The organism is Nocardia sp. KT25-26 (assembly GCF_056627695.1).
Genome location: NZ_CM152813.1, coordinates 909,989 through 924,038 on the forward strand (window position 1 = coordinate 909,989; position 14,050 = coordinate 924,038).

A 14,050-nucleotide genomic window follows, 5' to 3' on the forward strand; every position below is an offset into this window, starting at 1 on the left:
CCGGTACCGGTTTGCGCGTGACCCGCATGGGCGGGGCTGTGAACGATTCCGATCTGCTGTTCGAAGAGCCGGGTGCCCGCTGGCGTTCGGTCGCCTACGGCCCGTTGCTCTGTGTGCTGGTGGCCTTGCTCGCCGAACCACAACACTGGATCGGCCTGGGCATCTGCGGCGCCCTCATCGCCGGATTCCGCGCCGTGCAGGTCTACGCCGGCCGTACCCACGCCACCGTCGAGCTCACCGGCGAGACCTTGCGGACCGGCGCCGAGGAACTGCCGGTCGCCCGGATCGCCGAGGTCGTCGCCGATCCCACGGTGACCGAGGAGGAGTCGGCCCGACTGCTGGGCGAGCTGTCCGATATTCCGCGCGGCAGGCACCCGATCGTCCTGCGGTTGCGGGACGACACCCTCGTCACCGCGTGGGCGCGCCGGCATCGCCAGTTGTCCGCCGAACTCGGCGCGCTGGTGAGCTGACGGTGCGGTATGCGCGGTACCGCGCCCCGGGTCTCCTAGGCTGAGCCGGGTGGAGCAGCGGGTGAAGCGATGGGTCGTGGCGGGCGTCGAGACAGCGGTCGCGGGACTGTGCCTGATCGGCACGGTGCGCAGCTGGGCCGCCGGCAGCCGGGTCACCGAGTTCGCCGCCGTCGGCGAACAACCCGCCTACGAGGCCGTGCGTTACGTGCCGTCGTGGCTGGTGCTCGCCTTCGTGCTGGCGGCCGTCGCCGGACTGCTGTCGATCGACGCCGTCACCCGGCTGGTGCGCGGCCGCAGATCCGCCGATCGCACTGCGGAACACACCGACCCCGCCCTAGGATCGGCGGCACCACCCGGGGCGACCGGGTGATCGGAGGTCATGGAATGCACAAGTTCGCGCTCGCCGCAGTCGCCGCCGCCTCGGCCGCACTGATCGTCGCCGCTCCGGCTCAGGCTGCGGCTCCGCAGGCTGCCGCGCCGGACCGGGCCGCCATCGTCCCGGTCGCCGGCCTGGTCCCGGAAACCGGCTCCGCGGGAATCCTCAACGGTCTCTTCTGCTCCCTGCAGTCGCTGTCCGCGGAGCTGCCCTGCCGCCACACCTGAGCGCATTCGGTCGGGCGTCGGCGTCGATTTGCGGCGTGTCGCCGGTGCGTCGCTGCGGTTCGGGTCACTCCACTACACCCTGTCGTCGGGCGCTTCGGGCGGTGCTGCGACACTGTGATACGTGAGTTCTTCTCCGCACGTGACCAGGGAATCGGTGCCGGCGTCGACGCAGCTCTTCGAACGGGCGGCCACGGTGATCCCCGGCGGCGTCAACTCCCCGGTGCGGGCGTTCCACTCGGTGGGCGGCACCCCGCGATTCATCGCCTCCGCGAACGGCTGCACGCTGGTCGATGCCGACGGGCACGACTACGTCGATCTGGTGTGCTCCTGGGGGCCGATGATCCTGGGACATGCGTATCCGGCGGTCGTCGAGGCCGTACAGCGGGCCGCGACCGGTGGGCTCTCCTTCGGTGCGCCGACCGAGGCCGAGATCGAGCTGGCCGAGGCGATCGCCGCGCGGGTGGCGCCGGTCGAGCGGGTCCGGCTGGTCAACTCCGGTACCGAGGCCACCATGAGTGCGGTGCGGCTGGCCCGCGGCTACACCGGTCGGAGCAAGGTGGTGAAGTTCGCCGGCTGCTACCACGGCCACGTCGACGCGCTGCTCGCCGACGCCGGTTCCGGGGTCGCGACCCTGGGCCTGCCCACCTCGCCCGGTGTCACCGGCGCCCAGGCCGCCGACACCATCGTGCTGCCGTACAACGACTTGGATGCGGTCGCCGCCGCCTTCGCCGAACACCCGGGTGAGATCGCCTGCGTGATCACCGAGGCCGCCGCCGGGAACATGGGCGCGGTCGCACCGCAGCCCGGCTTCAACGCGGGACTGCGCCGGCTCACCGCCGAGCACGACGCGCTGCTGATCATGGACGAGGTGATGACCGGCTTCCGGGTCAGCGCCGCCGGCTGGTTCGGCCGCGACGGCGTCGCCGGTGACCTGTACACCTTCGGGAAGGTGATGAGCGGCGGTCTGCCCGCCGCGGCCTTCGGCGGCCGGGCCGAGGTGATGAACCACCTGGCTCCGCTCGGCCCGGTGTATCAGGCCGGAACGCTGTCCGGGAACCCGGTCGCCGTCGCCGCCGGGCTGGCAACGCTGCGCGCGGCCGACGACTCGGTGTACGCGGCCTTGGACCGCAACGCGGAGCGGCTCGGCGAACTGCTCGGATCGGCCCTCACCGCGGCCGGGGTCGAGCATCAGGTGCAGTTCGCAGGCAATATGGTGAGCGTGTTCTTCGCCGATGCCCCGGTGACCGACTATGCCGCCGCCAAGGCCTGCGCCACCTGGCGTTACCCCGCTTTCTTCCACGCCCTGCTCGATGCGGGCGTGTACGCGCCGCCGAGCGCATTCGAGGCATGGTTCGTCTCCGCGGCGCTCGACGACGACGCGTTCGACCGAATCGCCACAGCTCTGCCCGGCGCCGCGGCTGCGGCGGCGGCAGCGACCGGAGAAGGATCCCGCGCGTGAGTTCCGACCACTCAGACCAGCAGCTTCCGGGCTCGTCGCTCAGCGACGACGAGCCGGTGGAAACGATCATCCATGTGCTTCGCCACGGTGAGGTGCACAATCCGAACGGCATCCTGTACGGCCGCCTGCCCGGGTTCTCCCTGTCGGTGACCGGCCGGTCGCAGGCAGGTGCGGTGGCTCGTTCGCTGCGCGATCACGACCTCGCCGCCGTGATCGCCTCGCCGCTGCAGCGTGCCCAGGAGACCGCCGCCCCGATCGCCGGTGCGCACGGCCTGATCGTCCAGACCGACGAGAACCTGATCGAGGCCGGTAACACCTTCGAGGGGCTGCGGGTATCGGTCGGCGACGGCGCACTGCGCAAACCGCGGCACTGGTGGAAGCTGCGGGATCCGTTCACCCCGTCCTGGGGCGAGCCCTATCTGCAGATCGCGCACCGGATGCTGGCCGCGGTGAACAAGGCCCGGGTCGAGGCCGCCGGCCAGGAGGCCGTCCTGGTCTCGCATCAGCTGCCGGTGTGGACGTTGCGCCGGTTCCTGCAGGGGCAGCGGCTGTGGCACGATCCGCGCCACCGGCAGTGCTCGCTGGCGTCGCTGACCTCCCTGGTCTACCAGGGGGACACCCTGGTAGACATCGTCTACTCCGAGCCCGCCGGGGCGTCGGATCCGGCGGTGCACGGCGCATGAAAAGGCGCTCGACCATCGGCAGCCGGGGCCGCGGGCTCCGGACGCTGGCGGCGCTGTGCGCCGGAATCGCCGTCCTGGTCACCGCGGGTTGCGCGACCGGCAGCGATGCGGTGGCGACCGGCGGTGGCAGTTTCGAATTCGTCTCGCCCGGCGGACAGACCGACATCTTCTACGATCCGCCGGCCGAGCGCGGCACCATCGGTGCTCTGTCCGGTCCCGACCTGATGACCGACGAGACCATCTCGCTGGATGATTTCGCCGGACAGGTCGTGGTGATCAATCTGTGGGGGCAGTGGTGCGGCCCGTGCCGTGCCGAGGCACCCGCCCTGGAGCAGGTCTACGAGCAGACCCGTGACTCCGGGGTCGCGTTCCTGGGGATCAACGTCCGCGACAATCAGCGCGACAAAGCCCAGGACTTCGTGGTGGACAACCAGGTCGGCTATCCGTCGATCTACGACCCGCCGATGCGCACGCTGCTGGCGCTCGGCGGCAACTTTCCCACCAGTGTCATCCCGACCACGCTGATCCTGGATCGTCACCATCGGGTCGCCGCGGTCTTCCTGCGTGCACTGCTGGCCGAGGACCTTCAGCCGGTGGTCGAGAGAATCGCTGACGAGGAGAAGATGTGAGCCGTCGCCGCCCCGGAAACCTGACCGCATGTCGTCCTCGGCGGGGTGCTCGCCGCGTGGGCGGCGCCTGGACCGTCGACGACCGATGGGCGGGCATCGCCACGGTGCCGCGCAGCGTCGCCGCCGAATCGTTGCTGGACCCGGACCGGTCGGCGGCCGAGAACTCCGGAACCGAGCGCACGCTGGATCGGCCCGGAACCGACGAGGAGCAGGTGTGAGAAAGCAGTACCGGGTGATCGCGTGATGGTGCAGGCCGCGGTGGGGGACACGTTTCAACAGACTGCGGCCACCGGGCCGTTGCTGCTCGCCCTGGGCGCCTGCCTGCTCGCCGGGCTGGTGTCGTTCGCCTCGCCCTGCGTCGTCCCGCTGGTTCCCGGATACCTCTCGTACCTGGCCGGGCTGGTCGGCGCCGAGGCACCACCGGCCACCGCGACCCAGGCATCCGGTGGATCCGGCGACACGCTCACAGCGGTACGGGCCGACAAGATGCGCGTCGCGGGAGCCGCGGCCTTGTTCGTCGCCGGATTCACCGTGGTGTTCGTGCTGGCCACCGCAACCGTGTTCGGCCTGATCCAGACGCTGAACGTGAACCGCGAGCTGCTGCAGCGCGTCGGCGGCGTGGTCACCATCGTGATGGGCCTGGTGTTCCTCGGCCTGGTCCCGGCCCTGCAGCGCGATACCCGGATGGAGCCGCGCCGGCTCACCAGCATCCTGGGCGCACCGTTGCTCGGCGGCGTCTTCGCCCTGGGCTGGACCCCGTGCCTGGGGCCGACGCTGTCCGGCGTGATGGCGGTCGCCGCCGGTACCGAGGGCACCACCGCGGCCCGCGGTGTCGTCCTGATCGTCGCCTACTGCCTGGGCCTGGGCCTGCCGTTCGTGATCCTGGCGTTCGGTTCGGCGCGCGCGCTGCGCGGCGTCGGCTGGTTGCGCCGCAATGCCCGCACCATCCAGATCATCGGCGGCCTGATGATGGTCGCTGTCGGCATCGCGCTGGTCACCGGGGCGTGGGACGTCTTCGTGTCCTGGGTGCGTGATGCCTTCGTCTCCGACACCACATTGCCCATCTGATGACCGTCACCGAAACTCCCGCCGCCCCCGCACCACGGCCACCGCACCGGCAGTCGCTGCCCGGCCGGGCGTGGGCGCTGATCCGCAACACCTGGCGTGGCCTGACCAGCATGCGCACCGCGCTGATGCTGCTGTTCCTGCTCGCCCTGGCCGCGATTCCGGGCGCCCTGCTCCCGCAGCGCAACCTGAACACCCAGAAGGTCGACGAGTACATCGCCGACCGGCCCACCCTGGGGCCCTGGATGGACCGGCTGCAGCTGTTCGACGTGTTCGCCAGTACCTGGTTCACCGCGATCTACGTGCTGCTGTTCATCTCGCTGGTCGGTTGCATCCTGCCGCGCACCTGGGACCATTTCCGCGCCATGCGGGTCCCGCCGGTGGCTGCGCCGCGCAATCTGGGGCGGCTGCCGCATCACCACAGCGAGACCGTCTCGGCGAGTCCGGCGGCTGCCCTCGACCGGGCCCGCGGCCGGCTGCGCGGCTGGCGGATCGCCGAACGCCCGGGCAAACGGGACGGGGAGCTGACCCTTTCCGCGGAGAAGGGCTATCTGCGCGAGTTCGGCAACCTGGTGTTCCATCTGGCGCTGGTCGGGCTGCTGGTCTCGATCGCCGTCGGCCGGCTGTTCGGTTACGAGGGCAATGTCATTGTGATCGCGAACAACGGGCCCGGGTTCTGCACCACCTCACCGGCGGTGTTCGATTCGTTCCGGACCGGCAACGTCAACGACGGCACCGGGATGACGCCGCTGTGCATCCGGGTCGAGGACTTCCGGGCCGACTACCTGCCGAACGGGCAGGCGGAGATGTTCACCTCCAATATCGACTACCAGGCCGGCGCCGATCTGGCGGACGGCACTTGGCGGGATGCGAAATTGCAGGTCAATCATCCGCTGCGGGTCGGTGGTGACCGCGTCTATCTGCAGGGGCACGGCTTCGCTCCCACCTTCACGGTGACCTTCCCGAACGGTGAGCAGCGCACCGAGACGCTGCAGTGGCGCCCCGACGATGCCACCACCTTCCTGTCCAGCGGGGCGATGCGGTTCGATCCGCCCGGCGGTCTGTACGCGACCGACGAGGAGCGGCAGGACAACCAGATCGCGATCGAGGGCCTGTTCGCGCCCACCGCGCGGTTCGAGGGCAGCCTGCTGACCTCGTCCTTCCCGACGATGGACGATCCGGCTGTCGCGGTCGACATCTACCGCGGCAACACCGGCCTGGACACCGGGCGCTCGCAGTCGCTGTTCGCGCTGGATCCGGAGATGATCCGGCAGGAGCGACTGGTCAAGGAAGCGCGGGTGAACCTGCGGCCCGGTGAGTCGGAGACCCTGTCCAACGGCACCGTGGTCACCTTCGACGGCGCCGAGGAGTTCGTGAACCTGCAGGTCTCGCACGATCCGGCCCAGCAGTGGGTGCTGATCAGCGCGCTGACCATGATGGCGGGCCTGCTGGTCTCGCTACTGGTCAAGCGGCGGCGGATCTGGATCCGGGCGTACCCGGCGCCGGAGCAGCCGGGTACCGTGGATCAACGACAAACCGTAGTAGAGATGGGTGGGCTCGCCCGCACCGACCAGGCCGGCTGGGGTGCCGAGTTCGACCGGCTACGGAAACGCCTGCTGGATGCGGGAACGGGAGACGACTAGATGGCCATCGACGAGACCCTGGCGGGATACAGCGATCTCGCCTTCAAAACCGCGATCGTGGTGTACGCCCTGGCGACGGTGCTGCTGCTGGTCCAATACGCATCGGCACGCACGAAACAGGTGGTGGACCGCGAACTCGTAACGGCCGGTGGTCCGGCGCCCGCCGAACCCGGCCGGGTCGTCCCGCCGCCTGCCCGGGATCGGGCCGAGCGGTACGGCAACATGGCCTACGCGGTGCTCGTCGTCGGCGTCGTGGTGCATGTGCTCTCGATCGTGCTGCGCGGTTTCGCCACCCACCGCTTCCCGCTCGGCAACATGTTCGAGTTCGTGAGCATGGCCGCCGCGGCTGCCGTCGCGATCGGCCTGTACTTCCTGCGGGAGCAGCGATACCGCGGCATGTGGGTGTTCCTGCTGGTGCCGGTGCTGATCCTGATGTTCCTGGCCGGCACGGTCCTCTACGCCGATGCCGCGCCGGTGGTGCCGGCCCTCAAGTCGTTCTGGTTGCCGGTGCACGTCACCATCGTCAGCGTCGGCAGCGGCGTGTTCCTGGTCTCCGGTGTGGCGAGCCTGCTGTTCCTGTTCCGGATGCGCCAGCCCGAAGGCCACGAGTCCGCCAATGCGCTGGGCGCCGTCGCCCGCCGCCTCCCGGACGCCCGCACCCTCGACCGCCTCGCCTACAAGACCACCATCATCGGCTTCCCGCTCTTCGGCGCCGGCGTCATCCTCGGCGCCATCTGGGCCGAGGCCGCCTGGGGCCGCTTCTGGGGCTGGGACCCCAAGGAAACTTGCTCCTTCATCGCCTGGGTCCTCTACGCCGCCTACCTGCACGCCCGCGCCACCTCCGGCTGGCGCGACACCAAGGCCGCCTGGATCAACATCGCCGGCTTCGTCGCCATGCTGTTCAACCTGTTCATCATCAACATGGTGATCAGCGGATTGCACAGCTACGCCGGACTGAACTGACGGCCCCGGCAGGTGGCTCGGACGCACATGTGGACCGCTGTCGGCTGGTTCAGGCGGTCCAGGTGCCGGTGGCGATGAACTTCTCCAGGACTGCTGAGGGGGCGGTCAGATCGAGGTGCTGGGCGGCGACCCAGTCGTCGTCGAAGTAGGTGCCGGCGTAGCGGTCGCCGCCGTCGCAGATCAGGGTGACCACGCTGCCGGAGCGGCCGGTGGCGAGCATCTCGGCGATCAGAGCGAAGGCGCCCCACAGGTTGGTCCCGGTGGATCCGCCGACGCGGCGGCCGAGTGCCGCGCTGACATGGCGTGCGGTGGCGATCGAGGCGGCGTCGGGGACGGCGATCATCCGGTCCACCACCTGGCCGATGAACGAGGGTTCCACCCGGGGGCGGCCGATGCCCTCGATGCGGGACGGCATGCCCGTCTGATAGCCGGCGTCGCCGGTTTCGTAGCCGCCGTAGAATGCCGAACCCTCGGGGTCGACCACGGCCAGTTCGGTGGCGTGCCGCCGATAGCGGATATAGCGGCCGATGGTGGCGCTGGTACCGCCGGTGCCCGCGCCCACCACGATCCAATCGGGTACCGGGTGGGTTTCCATGGCCAGCTGGTGGAAGATCGATTCGGCGATGTTGTTGTTGCCCCGCCAGTCGGTGGCCCGTTCGGCGTGGGTGAACTGGTCCATGAAATGGCCGTCGCATTCGGCGGCCAGCCGGGCGGCTTCGGTGTACATGTCCGGTGGCCGTTGCACGAAATGGCAGCGGCCGCCCTGTGCCTCGATGAGAGCGACTTTCTGCGGGGAGGTGCTCGCCGGCATGACCGCGACGAAGTCCAGCCCCAGCAGCTTCGCGAAGTATGCCTCGCTGACCGCCGTGGAGCCCGACGACGCCTCGACCACGGTGGTGTCCTCGGTGACCCAGCCGTTGCAGATCGCGTACAGGAACAGCGACCGGGCCAGCCGGTGCTTCAGGCTGCCGGTGATGTGGGTGGATTCGTCCTTGAGGTAGAGCTGGACGGGCCATTGCGCCGGCAGCGGGTAGCGCAGCAGGTGGGTGTCGGCGGAGCGCTGGGTGTCGGCATCGATCAGCCGGACGGCGTTGTCCACCCAATCGCGCGGGGCACTGCGGTCACAGAACCTGGTGCCGGAGGTCATGGCTGGTCGTCGGCGTCGGATTCGCCGCGCAACCGGGCACGTAGCTGCGCCTTGTCCTGGCGGCGGCGCGCATCGACGACCGCGATGTCCTCGTTGACCTTGGTACGCAGCTTCTTGAACAGGGTCAGCGACAGCGGCATCGCCACCAGAAGGGCGAACAGTGCCGCCACGACCAGCGGGATCTCCACGCCGATGAGGTTGAAGACCACCATGATCACCGCGGTGATGAGGGCGACCAGCGCGATCCGTGCGAGGGTGTACAGCACGAGATTGATCGCCAACCGGCGGCCGGCGCCGGACGAGTCCGGGGCGGTGGATCCTTGCTGGCCAGATGCGTCACTCACGCTTCCAGCCTAGGACAACGTGCCACGTTCCGGATCGCCGCGGTGGCCCCGGCGCCTACCGAACGGTCCGTTTTGTCGATTACCTCCTCTTTACCAACAGTAGGTGGTTCGACTAGGTGGGGGTGGCAGTGCAACGATGGCGCAATCTGATGAGGGAACTGTCGAGAACGGAGAGGTTAGCTATGACTGCGATCACCGTCGGCGGCCAGGACACTCTGCTGACACCCGGCCAAGTGGCCGCCCTGTTCCACGTAGATCCCAAGACCGTCACCCGGTGGGCACATGCCGGGCGGCTCGGTTCCCTGCGCACCCCGGGCGGGCATCGCCGGTTTCGTGAGTCCGAGGTGATGCAGCTGCTCAAGTCGCTCACGACCGAGGCGACGGTGCACTGACCCCGGGGCGGGGTGCGGGGCCGGGACGGCTCGCACCCCAACCGGCTCGAAGGCGACTGACGAACTGCGCTCACCCGGCTACCCTCGAAGGTAGGAGGTGAGCGACGTGACGTATTTGTTGGCACTCATCGCAATCGTGACCGTAGCGGTGCTGTGCTGGAAGGCGTTCGGTCCCGTGAAGAGCAGTGGATCGGCGCCCAGTTCACCCCAGCGCAGGCGAATCATGGGTCCGGATGACGACCCGGAATTTCTCTGGCGGATTTCGCGAGAGCAGCATCGACACGGGGACGAGTCCGGCCCGACCGACCGCTGACCGTCGACGGGGTGGCATATACCACACCCCCCGGGGTGTGCTGAAAATCCGGAATTTGTAACCTTTTCCGGTGATCACCGAGGCGCAGCAGACATCTGTCCCGACCACCTGGCGCGCGGCCGACGGCGGCGCCGTGACATTCTCCGAGGCCCGGTCGGCATGGACTGCGGCCGCCCGTGAGGTGCTGACCGAGACCGCCGGTGGATTCAACCGGTTCGTGGTCAACACCGAGCTCGCCGAACAGATCCAGGAACGGTCCGGTGTGCACACCCGGGTCAAATGGCAGCACTGGCTCGGCGTGGTCCTCGACCGCGTCACCGAACAGTGCCACAAGGACGGGGAACCACCGCTGAGCGCGCTCTGCGTGCGCCGCAACCAGACCGTCACGCCCAACTACCGCTACATCCTCGAGGTGGCCGGCCTGCCGGTGCCCGACGATCTGGAGATGCATGCCGCCGCCGCCCGGTGGCAGTGCTACCAGCGGCATGCCGAGGACATCCCCGCCGACGGCGGTCTGCCGACGCTGACCCCCAAGGTGGCCGCGGTGCGTGCCCGCACCACCCAGGATCTCGCCACCACCGAAGCGGCCGAGGCAGCCGAAGCGGCGGCTCGCCCCGAACCGGCGAAGAAATCCCGCCGGTCGACCGGCACCCCGAAACCGGAATCGGTCCGCAAGCCGGTCTGCCACACCTGTTTCGTGGAACTCCCGGCCAACGGCCACTGCTTCTACTGCGGTTGACGAGACGGTCGTGTCTTCGGCGCGATTTCGGGCTGCGGCACGCCTAGCATGAACGCATGCAGCTTGTGATTCGGTTGGTCATCAATGCGGTCGCCATCTGGGCGGCCGTGGCGTGGATCGACAAGATCGAGGTACTGACCCCGGCGGATTCCGGGAACTGGGGCAAGGCGCTGGTCCTGCTCATCGTGGCGGCGGTGTTCACCGCGGTGAACGCGGTGATCAAGCCGATCGTGAAGCTGCTTTCGCTGCCGTTCGTGATCCTGACCCTGGGATTGTTCCTGCTGGTGGTCAACGCGTTCATGCTGTGGCTGACCGCGAAGATCACCGAGCTGAGCGATTACGGCCTGCGCGTCGACGGCTTCTGGGCGGCGTTCTGGGGTGGTGTTGTCATCGCGCTGGTGAACTGGGCGCTGGGGTTGCTGGTCCCGGACGACAAGGACTGACGGGTTTCCCGGGCTCGTTCAGCCGAGCGCGACCGCTAGCCCGCTGAGTGCCGACCACGCGAGCAGGGCGAGTCCGGAATCGCGCAGCGAGGGAATCAGTTCCAGTCCGCCCCTACCGGCCCGGACGGGTGCGTTGGCGCGCACCGCCAGCGGTAGCGCCAGGAGCGCGACCAGGGCCCACGGGGTGCGGACCGCCAGCGCGAGGCTGATCACGAACGGCACGATCAGCAGGACCTGCTGCAGGGTGCGGGTGCGCGGGTCGCCCAGTTTGACGGCGAGGGTGATCTTCCCGGATTCGGTATCGGTGGGGATATCCCGCAGATTGTTGGCGACGAGGACGGCGCTGGAGAAGGCGCCGACGCCGACCGCCAGCAGCAGTCCCACCCAGTCGACCCGTTCGGCCTGCACGAACTGGGTGCCCAGCACCGCGATCAACCCGAAGAACACGAATACCGCGACTTCGCCGAAGCCGTTGTACCCATACGGTTTGCTGCCACCCGTGTAGAACCAGGCGCCCGCGAGGCAGAGCGCACCGAGCAGCAGCAGCCACCACGCCGTGGTCACCGCCAGCACCAGACCGGCCACGGCGGCCAGCGTGAGGCAGCCGATCGCGGCTGCCCGCACCGCCCCGGGAGTGGCCAGGCCCGAACCGACCAGTCGTAGCGGTCCGACACGTTCGTCGTCGGTACCGCGAATCCCGTCGGAGTAGTCGTTGGCGTAGTTGACGCCGACGATCAGCGCCAGGGAAACGAAAAGCGCCAGCGCCGCTTTCCACCAGACCAGGCCGTCGATCGAAGCGGCGGCGCCGGTCCCCGCGAGCACCGGCGCGATTGCATTCGGCAACGTGCGCGGCCGAGCCCCCTCGATCCACTGTGCAGCTGTAGCCATGATCGTCAGCCTACTGCGGCCGCCGTCGCGCGGCGCCACAGCGGGACGACCGGAGCAAATGAGACCGGGCTGCGGAGTCGGGCGATGTGCCAGGAGACTTCTGTGCCCGCGCAACCCCGTCGGGAGCGAGTCTTACGAGCGACGTTCCGGCCCGCCTCGCGAATCGGTACTCGAAAGCGCATGAGCCGAAGGCTCGAGTCTCGAGTGCCGATTCGCGAGGCAGAAGAGGGCCGGAACACGCGCAGGCGGAGCCTGCGCCGAATTACACAGCGTGCCGCTGCACCAGGTCGCCGACGCGCGGCAGCGCCTCGATCACGTGCTTCTTGGCGGAGCCACGCATCGAGTTGTACACCTTCTGCAGGGCCGGCCGGGTGGACGCCTCGGCACGGGCGTCGGTGACGGCGAGCAGGGCCTCGGCGACCTCGTCGGACTTGGCGGTGAGCAGGTCACCGAACTTGCCGGAACCGGAGGCGGTGTACTCCTGCCAGAACGGCTCGAGCTGGGCGAGCAGCTTGGGGGCCAGCGACTCCAGGGCGTCCGGGACGATCGAGGGGCCGATCTTCTTGACGGCCGCGTAGCCACCCTTCACTGCCAGGCCGGACGCACCGCCTTTGTCCGAGACCTCGGCGTCGAGAACCTCGACGGCATCGGCGAGAAACGCCGGGCGCTTGGCGTCGTCGAGCAGGGATTCAGACAGGGCTGCAACCACTTTCAGGTTCCTCCGGATCGATTCGTTGAACGAGCAGCCGTCACTATACGCATGGGTGTGAAGTTGCACGCAGGTGTGTCCTGGGTGACACCGGCGCAGCCGGGCTGTCTCGCATTGGCAATAATCGAGGCGTGACGTTCAATCCGAAGCTGTGGCGGCCCGTCTCGGGATTCGAGAATCTGACCGACATCACCTATCACCGCCATATCGAACAGGGCACCGTCCGCGTGGCGTTCGACCGGCCGGAGGTCCGCAATGCCTTCCGGCCGAACACGGTCGACGAGCTGTACCGGGTGCTCGATCATGCCCGGATGTCCTCGGATGTCGGCGCGGTGCTGCTGACCGGGAACGGGCCCAGCCCGAAGGACGGCGGCTGGGCATTCTGTTCCGGCGGTGATCAGCGGATCCGGGGCCGGAGCGGCTATCAGTACGCGAGCGGGGAAACCGCCGAGACGGTGGATCCAGCGCGGTCCGGGCGGCTGCACATCCTCGAGGTGCAGCGGTTGATCCGGTTCATGCCGAAGGTGGTCATCGCGCTGGTGAACGGCTGGGCGGCCGGTGGTGGTCACAGTCTGCACGTGGTGTGCGATCTGACCCTGGCCAGCCGGGAACACGCCCGTTTCAAACAGACCGACGCGGATGTGGGCAGCTTCGACGGCGGCTACGGCAGCGCGTATCTGGCCAAGCTGGTGGGCCAGAAGTTCGCGCGGGAGATCTTCTTCCTGGGCCGTACCTATACCGGCGAGGAGATGCACCGGATGGGCGCGGTGAATGCGGTCGTCGATCACGACCGGCTCGAGGACGAGGCGCTGGAATGGGCTGCCGACATCAACGGCAAGTCGCCGCAGGCGCAGCGGATGCTCAAGTACGCCTTCAACCTGGCCGACGACGGCCTGGTGGGGCAGCAGTTGTTCGCCGGTGAGGCGACCCGGCTGGCGTACCTGACCGACGAGGCGGTGGAGGGCCGCGACGCGTTCCTGGAGAAGCGGGATCCGGACTGGGCCCCGTACCCCTGGCACTACTGAGATGGGACCGAGATGGACATTCTGAGCAGCCGGATCATCCTCCGGCCGGCCGATTACCGCCGCACCCTCGAGTTCTACCGGGACGGCCTGGGGCTGGCGGTGGCGCGGGAGTACCCGGGCGGCACCGTGTTCTTCGCCGGGCAGTCGCTGATCGAGGTGGCCGGGCACGGTTCGGCGGACTCTTCGGCGTTCGGCGGGGCGATCTGGCTGCAGGTACGGGATGTCCAGGACTCGGCGGCCGAGCTCGCGGAGCGCGGCATCGCGATCGAGCGGGGGCCGGTACTCGAACCGTGGGGACTCTGGGAAATGTGGCTTCGTGACCCGGACGGCGTGGCGATCGTACTGGTGCAGGTTCCGGCCGATCATCCGATTCGGCGGGATTCGCGCTGGTCACCGGAGTGATCGGGGCGGTCGGGCGGGGGCCGACTTGCCCGGCGGGGCCGAGGCGAGCACGATGACATTCGAGCAAGCGACCGACCGCCGATGCCCGGACCGCTGTGCTGTGCGTCCTGTCCCACGAGTGAATCGCAGTAAC

Annotated in this window: 20 protein-coding genes; 16 read left to right on the plus strand and 4 right to left on the minus strand. The window is 68.8% G+C overall.

Features of this window, described 5'->3' with window-relative positions; translation table 11 throughout:
* Positions 1 to 38: 38 nt before the first annotated feature.
* From AC1HFH_RS04220 to ccsB, 10 genes are all read left to right on the plus strand, one after another.
* On the plus strand, positions 39 to 470 hold the full coding sequence (locus tag AC1HFH_RS04220) for a hypothetical protein (RefSeq protein WP_480246122.1): 432 nt from the start codon (positions 39 to 41) through the stop codon (positions 468 to 470).
* A gap of 61 nt (positions 471 to 531) precedes the next feature.
* Complete coding sequence (locus AC1HFH_RS04225) at positions 532 to 840, plus strand: hypothetical protein (RefSeq protein ID WP_480246123.1); 309 nt, start codon at positions 532 to 534, stop codon at positions 838 to 840.
* 14 nt (positions 841 to 854) lie between these two features.
* Entirely contained in the window at positions 855 to 1,073 is a 219-nt protein-coding gene (locus tag AC1HFH_RS04230) for a hypothetical protein (protein ID WP_480246124.1), read from the plus strand.
* Positions 1,074 to 1,194: 121 nt separating this feature from the next.
* A complete protein-coding gene (gene hemL / locus AC1HFH_RS04235; RefSeq protein WP_480246125.1) occupies positions 1,195 to 2,532 on the plus strand; it encodes a glutamate-1-semialdehyde 2,1-aminomutase in 1,338 nt (445 codons plus the stop codon).
* A 56-nt stretch (positions 2,533 to 2,588) separates the two neighbouring features.
* Positions 2,589 to 3,215, plus strand: coding sequence for a histidine phosphatase family protein (locus tag AC1HFH_RS04240; protein WP_480247698.1), 627 nt, complete (start codon positions 2,589 to 2,591; stop codon positions 3,213 to 3,215).
* Positions 3,212 to 3,844: a TlpA disulfide reductase family protein gene (locus AC1HFH_RS04245; RefSeq protein ID WP_480246126.1), complete on the plus strand. Its 633-nt coding sequence runs from the start codon at positions 3,212 to 3,214 to the stop codon at positions 3,842 to 3,844. The genes AC1HFH_RS04240 and AC1HFH_RS04245 overlap by 4 nt, the downstream gene beginning before the upstream one ends.
* Positions 3,841 to 4,062 carry a hypothetical protein gene (locus tag AC1HFH_RS04250; protein ID WP_480246127.1) on the plus strand — a complete coding sequence of 74 codons (222 nt, stop codon included), beginning with the start codon at positions 3,841 to 3,843 and terminating at the stop codon, positions 4,060 to 4,062. Before AC1HFH_RS04245 ends, AC1HFH_RS04250 begins: the two co-directional genes overlap by 4 nt.
* A 25-nt stretch (positions 4,063 to 4,087) precedes the next feature.
* Positions 4,088 to 4,912 carry a cytochrome c biogenesis CcdA family protein gene (locus AC1HFH_RS04255; protein WP_480247699.1) on the plus strand — a complete coding sequence of 275 codons (825 nt, stop codon included), beginning with the start codon at positions 4,088 to 4,090 and terminating at the stop codon, positions 4,910 to 4,912.
* On the plus strand, positions 4,912 to 6,552 hold the full coding sequence (resB, locus tag AC1HFH_RS04260) for a cytochrome c biogenesis protein ResB (protein ID WP_480246128.1): 1,641 nt from the start codon (positions 4,912 to 4,914) through the stop codon (positions 6,550 to 6,552). The genes AC1HFH_RS04255 and resB overlap by 1 nt, the downstream gene beginning before the upstream one ends.
* Positions 6,553 to 7,515, plus strand: a complete 963-nt coding sequence (gene ccsB, locus AC1HFH_RS04265; protein ID WP_480246129.1) for a c-type cytochrome biogenesis protein CcsB — start codon at positions 6,553 to 6,555, stop codon at positions 7,513 to 7,515. It abuts the gene before it with no gap.
* Between the two features lie 49 nt (positions 7,516 to 7,564).
* On the opposite strand, the gene cds1 is transcribed toward ccsB, so the two are convergent.
* Both cds1 and AC1HFH_RS04275 read right to left on the minus strand, forming a co-directional pair.
* Positions 7,565 to 8,662: an L-cysteine desulfhydrase Cds1 gene (gene cds1, locus AC1HFH_RS04270; protein WP_480246130.1), complete on the minus strand. Its 1,098-nt coding sequence runs from the start codon at positions 8,660 to 8,662 to the stop codon at positions 7,565 to 7,567.
* Entirely contained in the window at positions 8,659 to 9,006 is a 348-nt protein-coding gene (locus AC1HFH_RS04275) for a DUF4229 domain-containing protein (RefSeq protein ID WP_480246131.1), read from the minus strand. Before AC1HFH_RS04275 ends, cds1 begins: the two co-directional genes overlap by 4 nt.
* A 182-nt stretch (positions 9,007 to 9,188) precedes the next feature.
* Between AC1HFH_RS04275 and AC1HFH_RS04280 the strand changes: the two genes are divergently transcribed.
* The 4 genes from AC1HFH_RS04280 to AC1HFH_RS04295 all read left to right on the plus strand — a co-directional run bounded on the left by AC1HFH_RS04280 (position 9,189) and on the right by AC1HFH_RS04295 (position 10,893).
* On the plus strand, positions 9,189 to 9,398 hold the full coding sequence (locus AC1HFH_RS04280) for a BldC family transcriptional regulator (protein ID WP_480246132.1): 210 nt from the start codon (positions 9,189 to 9,191) through the stop codon (positions 9,396 to 9,398).
* 106 nt (positions 9,399 to 9,504) lie between these two features.
* Positions 9,505 to 9,711, plus strand: a complete 207-nt coding sequence (locus tag AC1HFH_RS04285) for a hypothetical protein (RefSeq protein ID WP_480247700.1) — start codon at positions 9,505 to 9,507, stop codon at positions 9,709 to 9,711.
* Positions 9,712 to 9,781: 70 nt separating this feature from the next.
* On the plus strand, positions 9,782 to 10,450 hold the full coding sequence (locus tag AC1HFH_RS04290; protein ID WP_480246133.1) for a hypothetical protein: 669 nt from the start codon (positions 9,782 to 9,784) through the stop codon (positions 10,448 to 10,450).
* Positions 10,451 to 10,506: 56 nt separating this feature from the next.
* Positions 10,507 to 10,893 carry a phage holin family protein gene (locus AC1HFH_RS04295; RefSeq protein ID WP_480246134.1) on the plus strand — a complete coding sequence of 129 codons (387 nt, stop codon included), beginning with the start codon at positions 10,507 to 10,509 and terminating at the stop codon, positions 10,891 to 10,893.
* Between the two features lie 18 nt (positions 10,894 to 10,911).
* On the opposite strand, the gene AC1HFH_RS04300 is transcribed toward AC1HFH_RS04295, so the two are convergent.
* Positions 10,912 to 11,781: a 1,4-dihydroxy-2-naphthoate polyprenyltransferase gene (locus tag AC1HFH_RS04300; protein ID WP_480246135.1), complete on the minus strand. Its 870-nt coding sequence runs from the start codon at positions 11,779 to 11,781 to the stop codon at positions 10,912 to 10,914.
* Between the two features lie 262 nt (positions 11,782 to 12,043).
* On the minus strand, positions 12,044 to 12,490 hold the full coding sequence (locus AC1HFH_RS04305; RefSeq protein WP_480246136.1) for a DUF6918 family protein: 447 nt from the start codon (positions 12,488 to 12,490) through the stop codon (positions 12,044 to 12,046).
* Between the two features lie 131 nt (positions 12,491 to 12,621).
* On the opposite strand from AC1HFH_RS04305, the gene AC1HFH_RS04310 reads away from it, so the two are divergent.
* Complete coding sequence (locus AC1HFH_RS04310) at positions 12,622 to 13,515, plus strand: 1,4-dihydroxy-2-naphthoyl-CoA synthase (protein ID WP_480246137.1); 894 nt, start codon at positions 12,622 to 12,624, stop codon at positions 13,513 to 13,515.
* Positions 13,516 to 13,527: 12 nt separating this feature from the next.
* The gene (locus AC1HFH_RS04315; protein ID WP_480246138.1) at positions 13,528 to 13,917 is read left to right on the plus strand and encodes a VOC family protein; all 390 of its coding nucleotides are present in this window, start codon (positions 13,528 to 13,530) and stop codon (positions 13,915 to 13,917) included.
* Positions 13,918 to 14,050 lie beyond the last annotated feature (133 nt).

Coding starts and splice junctions, on each gene's coding strand:
- AC1HFH_RS04295 (WP_480246134.1), top strand. CDS start 10,507: ATGCAGCTTGTGATTCGGTTGGTCATCAATGCGGTCGCCATCTGGGCG.
- ccsB (WP_480246129.1), top strand. CDS start 6,553: ATGGCCATCGACGAGACCCTGGCGGGATACAGCGATCTCGCCTTCAAA.
- AC1HFH_RS04315 (WP_480246138.1), top strand. CDS start 13,528: ATGGACATTCTGAGCAGCCGGATCATCCTCCGGCCGGCCGATTACCGC.
- AC1HFH_RS04300 (WP_480246135.1), bottom strand. CDS start 11,781: ATGGCTACAGCTGCACAGTGGATCGAGGGGGCTCGGCCGCGCACGTTG.
- AC1HFH_RS04230 (WP_480246124.1), top strand. CDS start 855: ATGCACAAGTTCGCGCTCGCCGCAGTCGCCGCCGCCTCGGCCGCACTG.
- cds1 (WP_480246130.1), bottom strand. CDS start 8,662: ATGACCTCCGGCACCAGGTTCTGTGACCGCAGTGCCCCGCGCGATTGG.
- resB (WP_480246128.1), top strand. CDS start 4,912: ATGACCGTCACCGAAACTCCCGCCGCCCCCGCACCACGGCCACCGCAC.
- AC1HFH_RS04280 (WP_480246132.1), top strand. CDS start 9,189: ATGACTGCGATCACCGTCGGCGGCCAGGACACTCTGCTGACACCCGGC.
- AC1HFH_RS04245 (WP_480246126.1), top strand. CDS start 3,212: ATGAAAAGGCGCTCGACCATCGGCAGCCGGGGCCGCGGGCTCCGGACG.
- AC1HFH_RS04255 (WP_480247699.1), top strand. CDS start 4,088: ATGGTGCAGGCCGCGGTGGGGGACACGTTTCAACAGACTGCGGCCACC.